The organism is Corynebacterium sp. HMSC076D02 (genome assembly GCF_001813815.1).
Lineage (GTDB): Bacteria > Actinomycetota > Actinomycetes > Mycobacteriales > Mycobacteriaceae > Corynebacterium > Corynebacterium simulans.
This window is the reverse complement of record NZ_KV814038.1, coordinates 1,452-21,619: the sequence shown is the minus strand read 5'-3', so window position 1 is coordinate 21,619 and position 20,168 is coordinate 1,452. Positions and strand designations below refer to the sequence as shown.

Below are 20,168 nucleotides of genomic sequence, written 5' to 3'. Positions count from 1 at the left end.
GGACAAGACCATGATCAAAGAGGAACAAATTCGCGAAGAACTCCTCGCCTCGCTCCACCAGATCCTCGGCGAAGATGCCGAAATCGGCATCGACGACAACCTGCTCTCCCACGGCCTGGAGTCACTTCCAACAGTCCGTCTGCTCGCTGATTGGATGAAACAGGGACACCGCGTCTCCTTTGGAGATTTCATGCGCGCCCCAACGGTAAGGCAGTGGGCGAAGATGCTTGTAGAATCCACACCAAACCACAGCACTGACGCCATTGAGTCCCCCAAAGATGGGTTTGCCGCTCCCATCGACGATTCCGTACCCTTTGACCTCACAGATGTCCAATACGCCTATTGGATTGGCCGCAATTCCTCGCAGCAACTGGGCGGGGTGGGCACCCACGGCTACGTAGAGGTCGAATCCCGCAGTATCAATATCGACCGATTGCAACAAAGCTGGCTGACGCTGCTACGTTCCCACCCGATGTTGCGCGCCTGCTACACCGAAGATGGCAAGCAATATGTGCTGCCAGAGCCGCCCCACCCCACCATCCTCGTTCATGACCTCACCAAGATGGACGAGTCCACGCGCGAAGAAGCTCTGCTATCCACGCGCGAACGCCTTTCGCACCGACTGTTGGACATAGCTACCGGCCATGTGGTATCTTTAGAAGTCAGCCTCCTCCCTCAGGATGTAGCAGTTATTCACTTCGATATCGACCTGCTTGTGTGCGATGTGCAGAGTTTCCAAATTATCTTGCACGACCTCGCCCACCATTACGCCACCGGTGAAGCCCCCGACGCCGACCCGTCGTGGAGTTTCGCTCGCTACCTCGCTGGACACGCTCGCGAAGGCGTCGCCGATATCGACCGTGACCAGGCATACTGGCGCAATCGCCTCTCCGAGTTGCCGGGTGCCCCAACCTTGCCGATGAGCCACGGCACCAACGAGGAACAAGCACACCGGTTTGTACGCCGCAGTCGATCATTCGATTCGGCGACTTGGTCGCGCTTGCGTGAGGTGTGTGAACACCACGCTACTACCCCAGCAATGGTGTTGCTGACCGCCTACGCCCGCACCATCGGCCAATGGAGCGAGAATAAAAAATTCCTCATGGCCGTACCTCTGTTCAACCGCGGTTCAGACACAGCGATAAAGAATGTCGTCGCAGACTTTACCGCCCTGACACTCACCAGTATCGATCAGTCCACACGCCGCACTTTCAGCGAGGACCTCAAGGATATACAGGCCTCTTTCTATGAGGATTCGTCACATTCACAGTATTCGGCGGTGCGGGTGCTGCGAGACCTACGTGCTTCCAGAGGTGAGCAAGTTTTGGCTCCCGTGGTGTTCTCCTGCAACCTGGGAGACCCACTGGTTGGCCAAGAGTTTATAGATACCTTCGGAGAGATTAGCTACATGATCTCCCAGACCCCCCAGGTGTGGATTGACCTCCAAGTCTTCACCACCGTCAACGGCTTCCTAATCGTCTGCGACGCAGTTGAACAGTTGTTCCCCGAGAAGATGCTGGACGATCTCTTCGCCACCCTAGTGATGGAGATTGACAAGGCAATCACCGACGATCTCTCGCATTCAGACCCGGTAGAGAGCCCAGGAGCGCAGGCCCGTCGAGCGTCACGTGCCGAAGTTGCCTCTTGGCGGCTGCCTGACACCACCCTTGTCGATGAGGTGATTGCCGCTGCACGGTGCCACCCCCAGGCCACGGCCATTCGCAGTGCAAGCGGCGACGTTATTACCTACCAAGATTTGGAAGAGCAAGCCACCACCATCGCCTCTGCTTTGGTGAATTCCGGGGTTGGGCGAGGCGCTTTGATTGCAGTGATGGTGGAGCGTGGTCCTCGCCAGATTATTGGTGCGCTAGCCGCGATGATGGCGGGCGGGGCATATGTACCGGTGAGTCTACAGCAACCGGAATCTCGTATTGCCGCTCTCTTGGGGGCAAGCCAAGTAACGCATCTGATTACTGACCGACCCGATAAGGTTCTGAGCGAAACTGCAGTTCAGGTAGTAGATTTCACGAGCGCTACCGGCACAGCCAATCTTCCGCAGCTGCATCCACAAGACCCAGCCTATGTAATCTACACCTCTGGGACCACTGGAACACCAAAAGGAGTCGAGATTTGCCACGGTGCTGCATGGAACACCATTAGCGAGATCAACCGTCGCCTGGGCGTTGGTCCGACAGACCGCCTACTAAGCGTATCTTCCTTTGATTTCGATCTCTCGGTGTACGACGCCTTCGGGCTCCTTTCTGCTGGCGGCGAACTGGTAACCATCCCAGATGATGCGCGCCGCGACGCCAAGAAGTGGGTATCGCTGGTGGATAGTTTAGGCATAACTATCTGGAATTCGGTGCCTACTTTGTTTGAGATGCTTTTATCTGCGGCTGATCGGACACCGGGCAAGCTCAGCAGCATACGCCATGTTCTGCTATCTGGCGACTGGATTGATACCAGCCTGCCTGAGCGCATGCGCACGGTTACCCCGCAGGCACACCTATTAGCTATGGGCGGTGCGACGGAGGCATCTATCTGGTCCAATGGTCTCGACCTCGATGTAGTGTCACCCGAGTGGACCTCAATTCCCTATGGTCGGCCGCTTGCCAAACAGATGTACCGGGTGGTGTCCAGCAATGGCCAGGACTGTCCCGATTATTCTGTGGGGGAGCTGTGGATTGGCGGCCTGGGCGTAGCTACACAATATGTCGGCGACCCCGGACTCACCGAAACTAAGTTCGTAATCTCGGAGGACTCACGTTGGTACCGCACAGGCGATATGGGCCGGTTCTGGGCCGATGGGACGATCGAGTTTTTAGGCCGCTCGGATAACCAAGTCAAAGTTCGTGGCCACCGCATCGAACTCGGCGAGATCGAGTCCGCGTGTGAAGCGTTGCTGCCAATAGAGCGTGCCGTGTGTATCACGCACCAAGGTGCATCATCGTCACCATCTTTGGTTACGTTTGCTCAGTTCACACCGTCACATGTTGCCCGAACTACTCCGGAGCAGTTTGCGACGTCATTGCGCGCCAAAGTCAACGACGTGCTGACCGAGGGCGACATCCGCACGTCCGTCGAGCACGATGAGCATTTACAGACCGCATATGCCTTCTCAGTGATGCGACGCTGGGAGGAGCAACTCACCGGCGTGGGGACCCCAAACCACCTCCGCGAACACCGTAATCGCTGGCAGACATGGCTAGGCAAAGCAGATGAACACCCGGCTACCGCAGACTTGCTTCTAGACGACGAGTCGTTCGGCGCGTTAGAGCGTTTTGTCACCCCCTTCGAGCAAGCCTTCGTAATGGCGGAGAAGCAGCGCAGTATCGCTGAGTTCATCCAAAGCCCAGATTCGATGTCGGTGGAGCAATTCCTCGCAACCCGTCCGTTGGGTCGGTTGGTTCACCGGGTCCTCGGCGCGGTTGTGCGTGAATGCAGTACCCACTCAACCAGCGAGCTCAAGATTCTTGAGATCGGGTCACGCCGGCCCGAGGCCTCTGCGGACTACGCGGCTATCGCGGGGACGAGCGCATACGTGCTCGCTGATCCCTATCGTCATCACCTCGAACATGCCGGACAACGTGTTGGTAACACCTTCACGTACCGCCAGCTCGGAGTCACTAGCACGCCCCAACCGACTCCTGGGGAGGCAGTGACGAAGGCGGACTTGGTGCTGTGCAACCAGACGCTGCACCAGAGCGAGGACATCGAGAAAACGCTCTGTGAGGCCTGGGGCCTCAGCGCCCCTGGAGCAACGATGGTGGTGGTAGAGCCCACTGCCCCCTCCCCGATGTCCGATATCACCGCCGCATTTATTGCCAACAATACCACGGACGCTCGGGCCGAAACCGGTACAGTACTACTCAGCGCCCGCAGCTGGAAAGAAATCCTGCAGCGCACTGGGTGGAAACCTGTAGAGCATGTAGAGATCACTAAAACGACGGCGCTTATCATCGCCGAACGCGCTAGTTCCAACGAATCGGTCACACTATGCGATTCTGACTATGCCAAGGCTACAAACCTACTGGCCACCCGCCTTCCGGAGTACATGCTACCGAAACGCATCCTGGAGCTAGCGAAGTTTCCACTCACCAGCAACGGCAAGATTGACCGCAAAGCGCTCACAGCATTAGTGCCGGAATACTTCGACAACGAGCCCGCTGTCACCGAACTTCCGCACACCGCCACCGAGAAACAGCTCATCGATATCTGGGATGAGCTGCTGCACACCAGCTCCAACGTGAACTCAGACTACTTTCGCTTGGGTGGTGACTCTCTCACAGCAACACGCCTGCGCCGTACCATCGAACAGTGTTTTGGCGTGGAATTTCCGTTAGAGAATATCTTTGACGTTCCGTTGCTGCGCGACATGGCCGCCCGAATTGACCAGATAGCCGAAGTCCCCCACCAGCAATCGGATCTTCCCAAGATTGTTCACGGGTCTGAACAGTACGCTCCGTTCCCGCTGACTGAGGTGCAGCAGTCCTATCTCATCGGCAGCTCTGGAGCCATCGAACTCGGCGACGTTTCCAGCCACTGTTACTTTGAAATGTCCACTGCCTGCCTAGACCCGGAGCGAGTGGAAGACGCGTTCAATGCCCTGATTAAACGCCATCCCATGCTGCGCACCGTCGTGTGTGAGGACGGATTGAGTCAGCGTGTGTTGCCCGAAGTACCACGCTACCGCATTGCCCTCATTCGCTCCGGCAACGCCGACAATGAGGATACTCTCGATGAAATCCGAGAGGAAATGTCCCGCCAGAAGTTTGATCCCACTCAGTGGCCATGCTTTGACGTGCGCTACGTAGCCGAGCCCGACGCGGGTCGACTGCTTTTAAGTTTCGATAACTTGTTTATCGACGGCTGGAGCATGTTCCACATTTTCCGTGAGTGGAAGCAGGCCTACGACCACGGCGTAGACAGTCTCGATCCGGCAATCCCCTATTCATTTAAAGACTATGTCGAAGCCACGATTGAACTGTCACACAGCGACATCCATAAGCGTGACCAAGCCTATTGGGAATCGGCAGTGGATACTATTTATCCTGCACCGCAGTTGCCGGTGACCGACACAAACGGCGCTAATACCTCGCAGTTTTGCCGCCACCACGCCCTGGTGGACGCTGCGAAGTGGCGCCGGATTAAGCAACGGGTACGTGAGGAGGGGATGACCGAAGCCGTATTCCTAGCCGAGGTATACGCCGAAGTCCTAGCGAGGTACAGCGATGAGCCGCGACTTAGCATCAACCTGACCCGGTTCGACCGCACTCGGTTCGCCCCCGAGGTTGACCACATAGTTGGCGACTTCACCAGCCTATCTATTCTCAGCGTGGATACCCAGTGTGCACCATCGTTCCGGGACCGCGCTGCAGCGCTACACAGGCGCATGTTCAGCAATCTCGATCACGGCAGTGTCTCCGGCGTGTCGGTGCAGCGAATGCTTACTAAGCAACGCGGTGCTCGGGTAACCATGCCGGTGGTCTTCACGTGTGGCCTGGGCGTCGTGGAGCACCCCGAGTCAGATCAGAGTCCTTACCTGGGCGTAATCGATCATGGCCTATCGCAGACGCCACAGGTATGGATGGACCTCCAGGTCTATGAACACGATGGTGGCCTGATGCTGAATATGGACGCGGTCGAGGCGATCTTCCCCGACGACATGGTGGCGGAGCTTTTCACCAGCCTTACAGCCACTCTCTCGCACCTCGCAGAGTCCCCTGAACTCTGGAACGCGCCCACCAGTACCATAGCTCCGACGACCAACGCGCCCACCGCAGATCGAATCAACGACACAGACCGGGAACTCCCCGGAGCGGATAAGAGCCTACTGGGGCTGTATCAGAAGGGACTTGCCGAGCATGGTGACAACCTCGCGGTGATAGACGCCACCACGCAATGGACATACGAGCAACTCAATGAGCAGTCGGATAAGTGGGCCCAGCTTATTGCTGCAACTGACCCGACGCCTGGTGATCTCGTTGGCATCATGATGGAAAAGTCCGCACAACAGATCGCAGCGGTACTAGGCGCAATGAAGGCCGGATGCGCCTACTTGCCGCTGAGCGTGGACCAACCGGTGGGGCGTAACACTTCCATCATCAACGATGCGGGTGCATCCATTGTTGCGATGGACCATCCGGACGATGATTTCGCTGCGTTAGCCGAGCACTGCACAGTCATCACTCTGGCCGATGTCGCCCGGCATCGGCCAGGTGACCAGGCCTTAAGCGAATCGAGTCCGACACCCAGCTCGCTTGCGTACGTCATCTACACGTCTGGTACGACGGGCACTCCCAAAGGAGTAGCCATCACCCACGAGTCGGCGGTCAATACGATTGTCGATGTCAACGAACGCCTCGGGGTGACTCCGACCGACCGGATATTGGGGATTTCAGAGCTAAACTTCGATCTATCGGTATACGACATCTTCGGGATGTTCGCGCGGGGTGCTACCTTGGTGTTGCCATCTCCAGCAGACAAACGTGATCCGCAGTGCTGGGCAGATGCCGTAACTACGCACTCGGTGACGCTGTGGAACTCTGTGCCAGCACTTTTTTCGATGTACGTGGAACACCTCCGCGAACGGAGCCTCATTGGTTCCTCCGTACGGTCGGCACTACTCAGCGGAGATTGGATACCTGTAAATATCGCTTACCAGGTCAGCACCCTCTTCCGGGACTGCACAGTTTTCGCTGCTGGGGGTGCTACCGAGGCATCGATATGGTCAAACTGGTACGAGGTAGGCGTCGATGATGCCTCGCGTACCAGCATTCCCTATGGAACGCCGCTGGCAAATCAGCGAATGTACATCCTCGATGAGGCCCTGAACCCCCGACCCACGCATGTGCCGGGAGACCTTTACATTGCCGGACGTGGCCTGGCCATGGGGTACTGGAAGGACCCAGAGAAGACCGCAGCATCATTCATCACCCACCCCCGCACCGGCGAACGAATGTACCGCACGGGCGACAAGGCCCTCTACAATCACCTTGGTCACATCATCTTCCTGGGGCGCGAGGACGGTCAGGTTAAGGTCAACGGCTACCGCATCGAACTCGGTGAGATCGAGTCAACAGCACGAAAATTCAACGAACTCCGCGATTGCGTCGCTGTCAACGACCATGGCATTGTTCTCTACGTTGTTACGCATGAGGGCTTTAACATGGCAGCACTCAATAACCACCTCGCCGAGTCTCTCCCTGCCTATATGCGTCCACGCGTGATATCACGCATTGATGGGCTACCACGGTCTTGGAACGGCAAGATTGATCGCAAGAGTTTAGAAGGAAAAACCTTTGAACAACCACAAACAAGGGAACGCTCTCGTAATCACCGAGATTCGGGTATCATTACCATCTTGCAAGAACTCCTCGGGCCCAAGGAGATCAGCATCGACGATGACTTCTTCACCATCGGTGCCGACTCGCTCACGGCCGTGCGGCTTACTAACTCGATTCGTCGAGAAATGTCAGTAGAGATCTCCATACGTGACGTATTCAACCATCCAACGGTCCGAGAATTGTCCGACCTGATCGCCAACATCGTCGGCAGCGACGTAGAAGAAGGCGAAATTTAGAGTTCATGCCACACCTGTTTCACTCACCTGACAAGCCACTTGCCCCCAACCCAGTGCTACGCACAAGCAGCCTAATCTGAAAGGAAACATCATGCCCAGTACTCCCCACACCACCCCGAAAGATGCAAAAGCAGGACGGCTGAACATCACCGACCTGATGAACATCGGCATCTTCTTCGTCATCAACTTGGTAGCCGGCGTGGTCATCGCCTTCATCGGCATCACCCCCATCACCTACGTGATGATCACCAGCGTTCAGGCCCTCATCCTGGGCATCCCGATGATGCTGTTCTTGGCCAAGGTGCACAAGCCCGGCATGGTCTTCATATTCCTTCTTCTCAGCGGCCTCGCCAGCCTGCTGCTTGGTTTAGGCATATGGCCACTGCTGCTCAGCTTGGTCATGGCCGTGTTTGCCGAGTTAATTTTGCGCGCCGGCAAGTATACGAGCGCAATACACAGTGTGATCGCCTATGCCTTTATAGCAGTGTCACCCACCGCATCATATATTCCGCTTTTCTTCACCACTCGGCGCTACATAGAGAGCAGCGGCATGCAGACCAAATATGGTGCTAGTTTCGCGGATGGCCTCACCTCTATTGGCCAGATGACTTGGCTATTCCTCATCATTGTGATAGTAACCTTCGTCTGCGGGATCCTCGGCGGGATCCTCGGCCGGCGCATCTTCACCAAGCACTTCCAGCGAGCAGGAATCGCCTGATGTCGCCCACTTTGCCCGGATCAGGCACGCACACAGCGGGACTCCATCTGGACCCACGCACCACGGTGCTGGTCATCCTCGTGGTGTCCTCGGTGCTCATCTCACCGGCCGGGTCCAGTGGGGCGCTGGGCAGCACCGCCCGGTGGATGCTCATTGCCGTTCCCGGGGCACTTTTCCTCGCCTCCGGCATGGTGGCCGCTGCACTGCGATACGCACTCACCTTCGCGGTGCTCGCTGGCTTTCCTGCGGTGGTGGTACAGGCCCTGCCCGAGCGCCACATCATCGTGGACGTGTGCGCTACGTGGTTCGCAGGGCTTTCGCTCATCCTCCCTGGCATCACGTGCTGCTGGTACCTACTACGCACCGTCTCGGCCAGCGAATTCATGGCCGCGATGCAGCGCATGCGGAGCCCCGACGCCCTGACCATCCCCACGTCCATCATGTTCCGGTTCTTCCCGACGATTCTCGAGGAATACCGCGATATCCGCACCGCCATGCAGATGCGTGGCATCTCGGGCCTGCGCAACCCGATCGCTATGCTCGAATACCGCTTTGTGCCACTGTTGGCGTCCGTTGTGAGCATCGGCAACGAGCTGGCTATGTCTGCAGTGACCCGCGGATTGGGCTCGCCTCGCCGACGAACCACGCTGTGCGAGATAGGCTTCCGCGTAGGCGACGCAATAGTCATAAGCGTGCTCGTCGTGTCCCTGATCCTACTACTGGTAAATATAGTGATGCTGCCGTGATAAAGCTGCACGATGTGTCACTATCCTATGGTCAAAACACAGCGGAGCCGGTGCTGCACCACGTAAATCTCACCGTGGCGAAGGGCGAACTAGTTCTAGTGTGTGGCGAATCAGGCTGCGGTAAGTCCAGCCTGCTACGCCTGATAAACGGCGTGGCGCACACGTTCTGCGACGCCCAGATTTCGGGGGAGGTGCTGCTGGACGACGAAGACATCACTCATGCCCACCCACACGACATCGCCGAACGCGTAGGCTCAGTGTTCCAAAACCCCAAGTCGCAATTTTTCACGCTGGAAGTAGCCAGCGAACTCGCCTTTGGCTGCGAAAACCTCGGCGTGGCGCCCAACGAGATTCGACAGCGTATTGGGGAACTTTCCGCAGATTTCGGCATGGTTCATCTCCTCGACCGGCACCTGTTCACACTTTCCGGCGGCCAGAAACAAAAAATAGCATGCGCTTCAGTGGCCGCGATGCACCCACAGGTACTACTACTAGACGAACCATCATCAAATCTCGACCTCGCCGCCGTCGATGAGCTGCGCCGCATCGTCGCGCAGTGGAAGACACAGGGCCGCACCGTCCTGATCGCTGAGCATCGGCTTTCCTACCTAGTTGACATCGTGGACCGAGTGCTGGTTATGCAGGACGGGCAGATCGCTCATGATCTCAGCGGCTCGGAGTTTCGCACCCTAGACAAGGCCGAACTGTACCGCATGGGCTTGCGCTCAGCGCAGCAGGTCCCCGAGGTGACCCGCGAGCCACGCCCTTCAAGTGGCACGATGGTGCTCAAAAAGCTACAGTTCACCTACCCCAAGGCTACAGAGCCATCCCTGAGCATCAGCCACACGGAGTTGCCGCAAGGGCAAGTCATCGGCGTGGTAGGACGCAACGGGGCCGGAAAATCTACCTTTGTGCGCGTTCTGACTGGCCTGGAATCTAAGGCCACCGGCGTGGTGGACATCAATAACCGCTCGCTCTCGGGTCCCCGGCAGCGCCTGCGCCAGTCCTATTTAGTAATGCAGGACGTAAACCACCAGCTTTTCGGGGAGAGCGTGGAGTCCGACGTAATCATCGGCACCAGTGGACCGGATGGGAAAAACGAAGCGCGCCTTACCGAGGTGCTTGGTGCACTTGATCTCGCGGACAAGCGGGCCCGGCACCCGATGTCGCTTTCGGGCGGCGAACGCCAGCGCGTGGCCATCGCCTCAGCAGTCCTAAGTGAGCGCGAGGTAATCGTCTTCGATGAACCCACCAGCGGGCTGGACCTGTGCCGCATGCACCGGGTGGCCCACCTGCTAGACGCCCTAGCCCGGCAGGGCAAGACCGTTTTGGTAGTAACCCATGACATGGAGCTGGTGGCGCGGTGCTGCGATCTTCTCCTGCGCGTGGAAAAAGGCCGCCTTACCGCCTGCGAACCGTGCGATGATCTCGCACTGGCGCGCACGGTGCGGTATCTACGCGGCCGCGACAGCTAGTCCCTACAGCTTCCAGCTGGTGGCGTCGCTCTTTTCACCCCAGAAGCTGCGGTAGCGTGGGGAACTCTCCATGAGTTCCTCGTGGTTGCCGATAGACTCCACGGTGCCGGAGGGACTCATCATCACAATCTGGTCCGCGTCGCGGATGGTGTGCAGCCGGTGCGCAATGACGACGATGGTGCGCTCGGCAGAAAGCGTTTTCATACCGCGCATCACAAGGTGCTCATTCTGCACGTCTAGAGAGCTAGTCGCCTCATCAAGCAGCACGATCCGCGCGTCCTTCAGTAGCGCACGAGCGATGGAGACACGCTGACGCTCACCACCGGAGAGATTCTGCCCGCCCTCGCTAATCAGGGTGTCAAACCCCTGCGGCAGCTGCCGGGCAATCTCGGTGACACCGGCCAACTCCGCTGCGCGGAGCACCTCCTCCCGCGTTGCATTGTGGCAGCCCAGGCGGATGTTTTCATACAGTGTGTCCTCGAAGAGGTACACGTATTGGAACACCATAGCCAGCGAATCCAACACCGCCCGGGAGCCAAGATCGCGAATATCCACACCACCGATACGGATGGTCCCCTGGTCAACGTCATAGAAGCGTGCCGCAAGTTTTAGCAAGGTGCTCTTGCCACAGCCGCTGGGACCCACCAACGCAGTAGTAGTTCCGGGCGCCACGCGGAAACTCACGTCGCGGACCACTGGGGTGTTGGGTTCGTAGCCAAAGCCCACCCCATCGAACTCGATGCCATAGTCGCGTGGCGCCGCCGGAACCGCAGGCTCCGGCAACACCCGCGCATCGAGGATCTTTTGGATCTCATCTAAGGTATTGCGCGCGGATTCCAAGCCCTCGCCGTAGGGTATGCCCGACATAGCAACGCGAGCCAGGATGAACACCAACACAATGACGCCAATGTAGGTGCCTGCTTCTAGCCAGTGGTTGAGAAGTAGCACGGTGGCCAGGGCATCAATGACCACGGTACCGACCATGATGATTAAAGCCAGACGACCCATGATCATCTCACCTGTCTTCTGGGTGTGCTGCTGGGCGCTAAGCTGCTCTCGAATCGAGGCGCGCACGGCGCGCTCCCCCAGCGAATCCGGCCCAGCCATGCGCAGCACCGGCTGCACCTGGGCGAACTCCAGCACCTCCGCGGCGCCGTGCTCGTTGCGCTCGCCCTTCTGGCGCTCTGCCACGCGGTACTGCCGCATTAGGCGGTTATAGGCGAACCACACCACGGCAGCCACTGCAACGGTAACCAGCCCCAGCCGCCAGTCCACGGCGATGAGAAACACGCAAGCCAAACCGGCCGAGGCAGCACCGTGCAGCATGGGCCGCAGCATCATTGCCGGCGCGTTAGCGGCAAACAGCGCACCGCTGGTGGCTACAACACCGATCTGGCCGGCGCGATCTTCTTCAAAATAGCCCAGGGGTAGCTGTGCCGTGCGATCGGCGATAAGCCGGTGGATGCGCAGCACGTAATCATGCCCCAGGTCCTGGGCAATAACCTCAGTGGGCCAGTCTGCGGCGGCGTAGACGAGGACGGAGATAATGATCCAGGGCAACCATGCTGCGGCCTGCGCGGGATCTTCGCTAAACAGCGTGTCCAAAAACAGTGCAATGAGGATAAGGCCAATGGCCAACGCCACCGCGGAAATCCCAATTAGCGTAAGGACCAGCACCAGACGGCGACGATCAGCCGGACTGCCCAGTGAATAGAGCGTGCGGATCATTATTTTTCCTCCCCTTGGATGCCCGCCTGCGCGGTTTGGTAGCGTGCCCACATCGTGGCGTAGCCCTTGCCTGCCGCCACTAACTCTTCGTGAGTGCCTGCTTCGGTGACCTCACCGTTTTCCAGCATGAGGATCCGGTCAGCGCCGGTGATCGTGTGGAGCCGGTGTGCGATAACTACTAGCGTGCGCCCGGCCACCAGCTCGGTAATGGCCCGCTGGATCGCGGCCTCGGAGTCCGGATCCGCAAAAGCGGTGGCCTCATCCAACACGAGGATCGGCGCGTCGAGCAAGATGGACCGGGCAATAGCCAGCCGCTGCTGCTCGCCACCGGAAAGCTGCGCGTCCTCTCCCACCACCGAGTCGTAGCCGCGCGGCAGATGGGTAATGCGCTCATGAATCTGGGCGGCGCGGGCGGCGCGAACCACGTCTGCGTCGGTGGCCTCCGGGTGAGCGAGGCGAATGTTATCCCGCACGCTCATCCGCATAAGGTAAGGGTCCTGGAAGACGAACCCTACCCTACGGTAGAGCTGGTCAGATCGGAGATCAGTACTAGGGACGCCACCAATGCGCACCGACCCCTCCGTGGGGTCTAATAGCCGGGGGATGAGCGCGGCTAACGTGGACTTCCCCGAGCCGGAAGGTCCCACCACCGCAGTGATGCTGCCGGCGGTAAGTTTTTGGTTAATGCCGGAAAGCACCGGGGTGTCCGGCACGTAGGAGAAGCTTAAATCTTTCAACTCAATTCCGGCGTTTGCAGGCTCCCTGCCGCCAGCAGCGGGCGGCAATACCGGGATGTTGAAGAACTCGGTGAGATCCGCCGCGGCAGCCTTCGCCTCCGAAAACATGATGTTAGTGCGCGAAAGCATAAGCAGAGGCGCGGCGATGTTGTTGATGAACAAAAACGCTGCCAGCACATCGGCCACTGGTACGCCCGCAGACGTGATGAGCCACGGGCTGGCCGCGGCTACCACCAGCAGGCCAAACCCGGTGGAGGTGAAGATCTTCATCAAAGCGGTGGGGTGTACGGTGGCGTGCAACCACTCGCGATAGAACCCACCAAAACTCCGGGAACGACTAAGGAAAATGCTCTCGTCGTAGCCTTCCGGAACAAACACCTTGATAACCGGGATGCCGCGCACCAACTCTACGACGGCGGCGTCTAGCTGCTTCTGGCTGGACTTAAATTTCTCCGCCTTTTCTTGAAACTCGCGCATCATAAACGGCATGGTGGCCACTGCCAACAGCAGTGGTACCAGGCCCAGCAGGCCTATCCGCCAGTCCACCACGAACATGTATCCCAGGCTCAATAGCGGTACGAGTACACCGGCCGAATAATCGTGCGGCGCGTGGGCGATGAGCTGGTGGATCTTGGTGACGTCGTCTTCGATGTAGGTTTTCACAGTCCCCGAAGGTGTCCGCGTAAACCAAGACAGCGGGAGCCTACCCAGCTTGGTAATCTGCTGCTGGCGTAAGTGCTCGCCCAAAAGGCCGTCGGCCTGGTGGCTTACCTGGAGGCTCTTCACGGTTGCCTGTCCATGTAGGACGGTGGCCACCATGAGCGCCGCGACTAGCAGCCACAGCTTTGACGCATCTATCGGCTCTCCCTGGAAGGACAGCATTACGGTGCGCACCAGCTCAACCAGCACGATTACCGGCACCAGCGACAAAACCGCCGCCAGCACCGCCAATAGCAGCGACACCGTGATCTGCCGGTGGGCAGGTTGAGATATTTGCCTAAAGGTAATGGGTGGTTTTTGTTCGGTCATCGGGGCCTCTTTACTTAACAGTCACAATCACGCATTGTTCCGCGCTAACCAGGCAGTGTTCCCAGTAATTCCCGCTAGAAAACCGGCAAGCAGGTCGAGGAACTCGGTTCCAGTATCGAGCGGGAAGAAATGCCCACCCGGCAGGACCTTCAGTTCAAAACTACCGCTGGTAAAATTTTCCCACCGGGAAAGCATCTCTGGGCTGACAGCTGGGTCGCTATCCCCCGCCAATGCCAGCACAGGAGAGCGAAGCACCGTGGTTGCATGGTGAAAGCCCTCGTGTAACACATAATCGCGACGAATGTCAGCGAGCAGCAGCTTCATCACATCATCATTGGCAAGGATCTCAGGTGGTGTGCCACCTACCTTCTCAAACTCCCTGCGCAGCGCACCGAACCCCATTGACGAGTGGTATTCCCCAGGCACGGTTTCTCCGGGCGCCTGCCGTGCGGCCACCACCACGGCTTCCGGTATAGTGGGCCGATGCATCTGCTGCAGGCAGGCAGCAACCTGGTAGGCCAGCGCTGCCCCCATGGAGTGGCCGTACAACGCAATCGGCGCGCCCGCCGCCAGATCTACTATCTCGGTTGCGCACATATCGGCGAGCTTGTCAAAGTCGCTTACCCATTTCTCTCGGCGACGGGTTGCCTTTCCGGGAAGCTCCACCGGCACCACGTCAATGCTTGGGTTGACCCCCACCCATCCACGATAGACGGAAGCGCTGCCTCCTGCGTGATGGAAGCAAAACAAGAGGGTTCCAGTGCGATGTCCGGCCACAAACGGAAAGACTCCCTCGCAGCTGATTTCTGTCATTTTTCGCCTTTCGCTAGGTCGGACTGATTAAGCACGATTTCTACTGCTGCGACGGTACCCGGGTCTGTGGCAAGCAACTCGGGCATCCTGCGGGCTGCGGAGTCGTATGCTCCACTTACCAAATCGGCAATTCCGGCGGCCAGGGACTGGGCACTCAGTTCGCCTCGCTGGGCGTCAATATAGTTCGGCCCGGCACCGTTTCGACAAACTGCGTTGGCATGGAAGTGTTGGTCACCACCGAATGCAACCGCAAGGCACGGCTTGCCGGCGCGCAGGATCGCCCCGGTGGTGCCCAGTGAGCCGTGGCAGATGCCTGCACGGCACCACGGAAGCACAGTCGCGAACGGGACCCGGGCGACGGTGAGGATTCCTTCTCTCACACCAGGCTCATGATCGGGATCGACGATTATCGCCCGCAGACCATGCTCGATGCACGCGTCTCGAGTCCATCGTTGAAGGTCATAAACGCGATCTGAGACCATACTCCCAAAGCTTGCCAGAACCGGGGCCGAGCCGGCAGCCACAAACTCCTCGACTGCTGGGTCTAGGGCGAGTTCACTGTGGTGCGGGTCAAGCCACTCGCCAGTGACGTGAATGTGGTTTTTCCATTCCGGCGCCGGCGGACTCAACGCGGGACTGAATTGGTAGATCGTGGTTGGTGGAGAGGAGAGCGCTCGCTGACGCAGCCCCAACCTACGGCGCCATGCCGCTATCACTGGGCGCATCGCCCAAGCCATCAGAGTATTGGACATCCAGTGGGTGACCAGAGCTCCGACAGAGCCGTCCAGTTTTCGCGGATCCACGAGGCTGTAACGGAGGCAGGGTTCGGTAGGGAAAACCTGCACCCGAACGCTGGGGACTCCGCGTGCAGCCCCTAACAACCGAGCAACTTCACTGAATTGGGTGTACATGACCACGTCAACGCCATCCATGGCATGCTCTAACACATCGAAAACGTGGGCGTCAGATATCATCTCACGGATACCTAAGACAGTGTCCATCATGCCTTTACTATCGCCCAAAAGGCGCTTCATTAACGCCCGGTAATCACCGGGTAACTCGATGTAGTCCACCCCGTTTGCACGAAAACTCCCGCCGAATTCGCTAAACCCAGCCAAAACAAACTGGTGGCCACGATCTCGAAGTGCGACACCAAGGTGCGCAAATGGCAGCATATCACCCTCAGAACCCAGGACGACCGCGAGAACTTTCACAGCCGTCTCAATCCGTAATCCAACTAGGCCACTCAGGAACCCAAGACTCCCCCATGAGCTTATCTTCCGGGCCAATATCACGAATGACTCGGCACGGATTACCGGCTGCGAGTACCATGGGCGGAATATCTCTTGTCACAACACTGCCAGCACCAATTACTGCACCATGCCCAATCGTGACACCCGCAGTTACCGTGCAATTGCCACCAAGCCACACATGGTCTTGTATGGTGATCGCACCCCCGGTACACACCATGTATTGCCGCTCTACGGGGTCTAAGGCGTGATTGCCAGCAAAGAAGGAACACCATGGACCAACCATGACCTCATTGCCAAATGTCACCGGGGCCATATCAAGTACCGTAGTTCCTCGATTGAAGGTCACGCCATCTCCGACCTTGATTTTCGAGCCATATTGGACATGAAATGGCAGGAAAACCATTAAGCGCTCCCCCAGTTCACCAAGCAGGTCTGCCATCACTGCCTGCTTCTCCGCTGTTTGAAGTGGACGAAGCTGGTTGAGATCGTGACACTTCTCCGCCGCCTCCATCATCTCGTAATAGAGATCCGGGTCCTCAATAGGGCGGAAGGGCTGACCGCAGAGAATCTTATCTTCGATTTGCTCTCGAGAATCCATGGATACTCCTTTGTGCTTGAGAGGCGCGAGCCACAATACGAATTACGGTCAGCCACGCGGTTTGACCCTGACTAGTCGGAATACCCAGATTCTTAGCTCACACTTGGTAGCTTACAGGCCTTCGACTTAATTGTCAAGCATGCCATGCCTAATTATGGTATGCTCAACTTTGCAGCAACCTGCAGCGTCGCCGCCGATCAGCCGACCTGTGCAGACCTCTCCTGCGGGGCGCTGTGCACGACCCGGTGCCGCTAGACATACATCATTTTCTAAGGATTAGTTGGCACTACCCCAGGCGCTTGCTCCGTGGACCACAATCCATCGTTCGCGGGCAATAATCGGTTTTCCTTCTGCGGTAGGAGAATCGGTGCGCCGTCTAATAGACCGTTGACGTATATCCAGGGATGAATCATGAAAGAAAACCCCACCACGGCAACCGCTAGCGGTGACCCCAGCGCCACCGCAGTCCCCTCAACCAGCGCCCACGCAAAAGGCCGCGACCTGGTGCTTGATGTCCAAGATCTGCGATGTAGCCTGGGAAAAGTCAAGAAGCGAACGGAAATCCTGCGCGGTGTGACCCTCGCCATTCCGCGCGGGGGCATCCTCGCCGTCCTAGGCGCCAATGGTGCCGGCAAGACAACCTTGGTCAATGTCCTTTCCACGCTGCTGCCCGCCACGGGCGGAACCGCCATCATCGATGGCCACAACTTAGCCACGGATCCTTCCAAGGTGCGCGCTTCCATCGCGCTGACCGGGCAATACGCCGCAGTGGATGAGGAGCTTACCGGCAAGGAAAACCTCATCTTCTTTGGCCGCCTGGCAGGGCTTAAAGCTAGCGATGCGAAGGCCCGCGCCGCGGAACTTCTTGAGCGCTTCGATCTGGTTGGCGCCGCCGACCGCCTGGTTTCGGCATACTCGGGCGGCATGCGCCGGCGGTTAGATATCGCCGCCTCCCTCACTGTCCCGCCCGCGCTGCTGTTCCTCGACGAGCCGACCACGGGCCTCGACCCCGCCGCGCGCAGCTCCGTGTGGGATACCGTCCGCGGGCTGGCGGCCGACGGCACCTCGATCCTGCTTACTACCCAATACCTGGAAGAAGCTGACCAGCTCGCAGACCGCGTCGCCGTGCTCGCCGGAGGCAAGGTGCTCGACGAAGGCACCCCCGCCGAGCTCAAGGACCGCTATGGCACCACGGTGTGCCTCATCACGATGTCTAGCCCGGACGATGCCGCACGCCTCACCCACACCTTGCAAGAACACCGCATCGACTGCCGCCAAGAGGACACCGTATTGCGCGTCGATGCGCCCGATGGCCACCGCACCCTAGTCCGGGCGCTGGCCTTGTGGGATGGCGACGACACCTCGGTCGCGGACGTCTCCTTGGTTCCGCCCTCCTTGGACGATGTCTACTTCGCTATCGCCGGGTCCGGCGACATCGCGCAGCAGGCTCCCCACACCGGTGGAGGCTCCCAGTGAACGCGCTCGGAGCAGTCGCTGCCTCGTGGCACCGCAATGTCCTGCGCACCGTCCGCAACAAGGCCGTAATGGTTTCCGCCGTGGCAATACCCAGCCTGTTCATGGTCATCTTTTACGCCACCTTCGCCAAGGCTTCGACGGAACTCGGCATCGATTACGCCGCCTTCCTCCTGCCCGCCGGCGTTATTCAGGCGATTGTGTTCGCCGCCGGGGGCTCCTCCTTGGCGATTACGCGTGACGCCGAAAACGGCATCCACGACCGCATCCGCGCCACCGGGACGCCCGCCTGGGCCACGGTCGTCGGCCGGCTGCTGGCAGATCTCACCCGCGCCGCGTGGTCGTGCAGCATCGTCGTCCTCACCACGATCCTGCTCGGTGCCCGCTACGCTGCCGGACCGGGTCGTATTATCCTTACCATCGCCCTTTTCGCCGCCCTCACCATCATCCTCTCCGCGTTTATCGATGGCTCCTGCCTGTTGGCCCCCAAGCCCACCTCGGCGTCCTTGCTCTTCCAAAACCTCGTGCTGGTCATGGTGATGTTCTCCACCGCATTCGTGCCTGCGGATGCGCTGCCCGGCGGCATTGGCCCCATCATCCGGCACGTACCGCTATCTCCCATCTTGGACACCGCCCGCAACCTACTAGGTGGCGCTGCCCTGGGGGCGCGCGGAGTCGAAGCACTGTGCTGGCTCATCGCCATGACCGTCGTTGGCGTATGGGGCTTTATCACCGCTTTCCAGGGGAGGAAACATGACTAACCACACCACCGCCACCGTGTCGCACGACACCACCTGGCTGTCCACTGTCGCCACGCATTTTGGAAGGCACCTGCGCGCCGCCCGCCGCGATAGCGCGGTAATTACCAATACCGTGGCTGGTCCCGTTTTGATGTTCCTGGTCATGCGGTGGCTGTTTGGCGACCTCATGGCGGCCTCGCAAGGCTCTGCCACGCTCGACGCGTTACCGCTTACCATCGCGCTCATCCTTTCCAGCGAACTGATGAATGGCACCTCCGCCGCCGCGCAGATAATTAAGGAACGCCAACGCGGTATCACCACCCGCATCGCGACCACGCGCTACGGCACCAGCCCGGAGATCTTCGGCCGCTGGTGTTTCGATTCCTTACGCAGCCTTATCTCCGGCTGCGCGGTGCTGCTGGCTTCCGTGGCTTCTGGCCTGCGTATTCACACGCTGGCCGGGTTTGGCTGGGTGCTGTTAGTCATCATCTTCGGCGCGGTGGTGGCCGCCTCGCTATCGGCCATGGTGGGCGCGATGTGCGCCACCCCGGAGGCCGCCATTGGCCCGGCCCCCATCATCATGGCGGCCATGGCACTTAACGGCGGCCTCGTGCCCGTGGAGCAATTCGCTGGTGTGGTTCAACCCATCGCCCGGTGGAATCCGCTTACCTTCGCCGCCCGCGCCGGCGCCGCCATCGACGGCACGCCAAGCGCCGAAATCCTTGCCACCGGCCAGCCCGGCACCGCAGTCTGGGCTTTCGTGGCCTGGATGGTAGCACTCACCGTAGTGCTGCTAGCCGCCGCAGCTGCGTTCCGCCGCCCCACCATGTCGTAAATAGCGCCGGTTAGCGCGACAGTGCTACTTGTCGCGCGGCGGCGTCCCCAGCGGCGCGGTAGCGCTACTTGCCGCGCAGGGCGCGCCGCCGCGATAAAGAGCTGCGAATCTTTACCCGCGGCCGCGCTAAGGCGGGTAGTGTCGCCGCCGGTTACCGGCAACCAGGCGGCCTCGCCCGGGGCTAGCTCCAGGTCGTTTACCGTGACCACACCAGAAGTAGCCAGGGCGATGGCCGGTCCGGGAAGCTGCGTGGAAACCGTGGTGCCGGCGGGCAAATCGTAGCGGGTCACCGCAAACTCCTGCACCGGCAGCGGGTACTCTACTACCGTCGCGGTGTTGGGCGCGGCATCGGCAACAGCGGCGCTCTCCGCGCCTGCACCATCGCCCAGGGAGGTGTTCCTATATAGTTTGTCAATTCCGTGGGTGAGTTTGTTGGGGGGG

12 protein-coding genes are annotated in these 20,168 nt (G+C 59.2%); 7 read left to right on the top strand and 5 right to left on the bottom strand.

Features of this window, described 5'->3' with window-relative positions; translation table 11 throughout:
- Nucleotides 1-10 precede the first annotated feature (10 nt).
- The 4 genes from HMPREF2935_RS01965 (at nucleotide 11) to HMPREF2935_RS01950 (ending at nucleotide 10,521) form a co-directional block, all read left to right on the top strand.
- The gene (locus HMPREF2935_RS01965) at nucleotides 11-7,582 is read left to right on the top strand and encodes a non-ribosomal peptide synthetase (protein ID WP_070731765.1); all 7,572 of its coding nucleotides are present in this window, start codon (nucleotides 11-13) and stop codon (nucleotides 7,580-7,582) included.
- A 91-nt stretch (nucleotides 7,583-7,673) separates the two neighbouring features.
- Nucleotides 7,674-8,300 (top strand): MptD family putative ECF transporter S component, encoded by a 627-nt coding sequence (locus tag HMPREF2935_RS01960; protein WP_014307391.1) that lies wholly within the window; start codon nucleotides 7,674-7,676, stop codon nucleotides 8,298-8,300.
- A complete protein-coding gene (locus tag HMPREF2935_RS01955; RefSeq protein WP_014303365.1) occupies nucleotides 8,300-9,046 on the top strand; it encodes an energy-coupling factor transporter transmembrane component T in 747 nt (248 codons plus the stop codon). The genes HMPREF2935_RS01960 and HMPREF2935_RS01955 overlap by 1 nt, the downstream gene beginning before the upstream one ends.
- A 14-nt stretch (nucleotides 9,047-9,060) precedes the next feature.
- Nucleotides 9,061-10,521, top strand: coding sequence for an ABC transporter ATP-binding protein (locus tag HMPREF2935_RS01950; protein WP_227917020.1), 1,461 nt, complete (start codon nucleotides 9,061-9,063; stop codon nucleotides 10,519-10,521).
- Between the two features lie 3 nt (nucleotides 10,522-10,524).
- Here HMPREF2935_RS01950 and HMPREF2935_RS01945 read toward each other — a convergent pair whose 3' ends face one another.
- From HMPREF2935_RS01945 to HMPREF2935_RS01925, 5 genes are read right to left on the bottom strand one after another with little or no spacing between them, the layout of a single operon-like run.
- On the bottom strand, nucleotides 10,525-12,249 hold the full coding sequence (locus HMPREF2935_RS01945; RefSeq protein WP_014303363.1) for an ABC transporter ATP-binding protein: 1,725 nt from the start codon (nucleotides 12,247-12,249) through the stop codon (nucleotides 10,525-10,527).
- Nucleotides 12,249-14,015 (bottom strand): ABC transporter ATP-binding protein, encoded by a 1,767-nt coding sequence (locus HMPREF2935_RS01940; RefSeq protein WP_034970331.1) that lies wholly within the window; start codon nucleotides 14,013-14,015, stop codon nucleotides 12,249-12,251. Before HMPREF2935_RS01940 ends, HMPREF2935_RS01945 begins: the two co-directional genes overlap by 1 nt.
- A gap of 27 nt (nucleotides 14,016-14,042) precedes the next feature.
- Complete coding sequence (locus HMPREF2935_RS01935) at nucleotides 14,043-14,828, bottom strand: thioesterase II family protein (protein ID WP_023018093.1); 786 nt, start codon at nucleotides 14,826-14,828, stop codon at nucleotides 14,043-14,045.
- Entirely contained in the window at nucleotides 14,825-16,042 is a 1,218-nt protein-coding gene (locus HMPREF2935_RS01930; protein WP_023018094.1) for a glycosyltransferase, read from the bottom strand. Before HMPREF2935_RS01930 ends, HMPREF2935_RS01935 begins: the two co-directional genes overlap by 4 nt.
- Before the next feature lie 7 nt (nucleotides 16,043-16,049).
- Nucleotides 16,050-16,679 (bottom strand): sugar O-acetyltransferase, encoded by a 630-nt coding sequence (locus HMPREF2935_RS01925; protein ID WP_014303359.1) that lies wholly within the window; start codon nucleotides 16,677-16,679, stop codon nucleotides 16,050-16,052.
- Between the two features lie 411 nt (nucleotides 16,680-17,090).
- Here HMPREF2935_RS01925 and HMPREF2935_RS01920 point away from each other — a divergent pair, with 411 nt between their 5' ends.
- The 3 genes from HMPREF2935_RS01920 to HMPREF2935_RS01910 are packed head-to-tail and all read left to right on the top strand — an operon-like array spanning nucleotide 17,091 to nucleotide 19,727.
- Nucleotides 17,091-18,155 carry an ATP-binding cassette domain-containing protein gene (locus HMPREF2935_RS01920; RefSeq protein WP_014303358.1) on the top strand — a complete coding sequence of 355 codons (1,065 nt, stop codon included), beginning with the start codon at nucleotides 17,091-17,093 and terminating at the stop codon, nucleotides 18,153-18,155.
- Nucleotides 18,152-18,913, top strand: a complete 762-nt coding sequence (locus tag HMPREF2935_RS01915) for an ABC transporter permease (protein WP_014303357.1) — start codon at nucleotides 18,152-18,154, stop codon at nucleotides 18,911-18,913. The genes HMPREF2935_RS01920 and HMPREF2935_RS01915 overlap by 4 nt, the downstream gene beginning before the upstream one ends.
- Nucleotides 18,906-19,727 carry an ABC transporter permease gene (locus tag HMPREF2935_RS01910; protein WP_014303356.1) on the top strand — a complete coding sequence of 274 codons (822 nt, stop codon included), beginning with the start codon at nucleotides 18,906-18,908 and terminating at the stop codon, nucleotides 19,725-19,727. The genes HMPREF2935_RS01915 and HMPREF2935_RS01910 overlap by 8 nt, the downstream gene beginning before the upstream one ends.
- The last annotated feature ends 441 nt before the right edge of the window (nucleotides 19,728-20,168 follow it).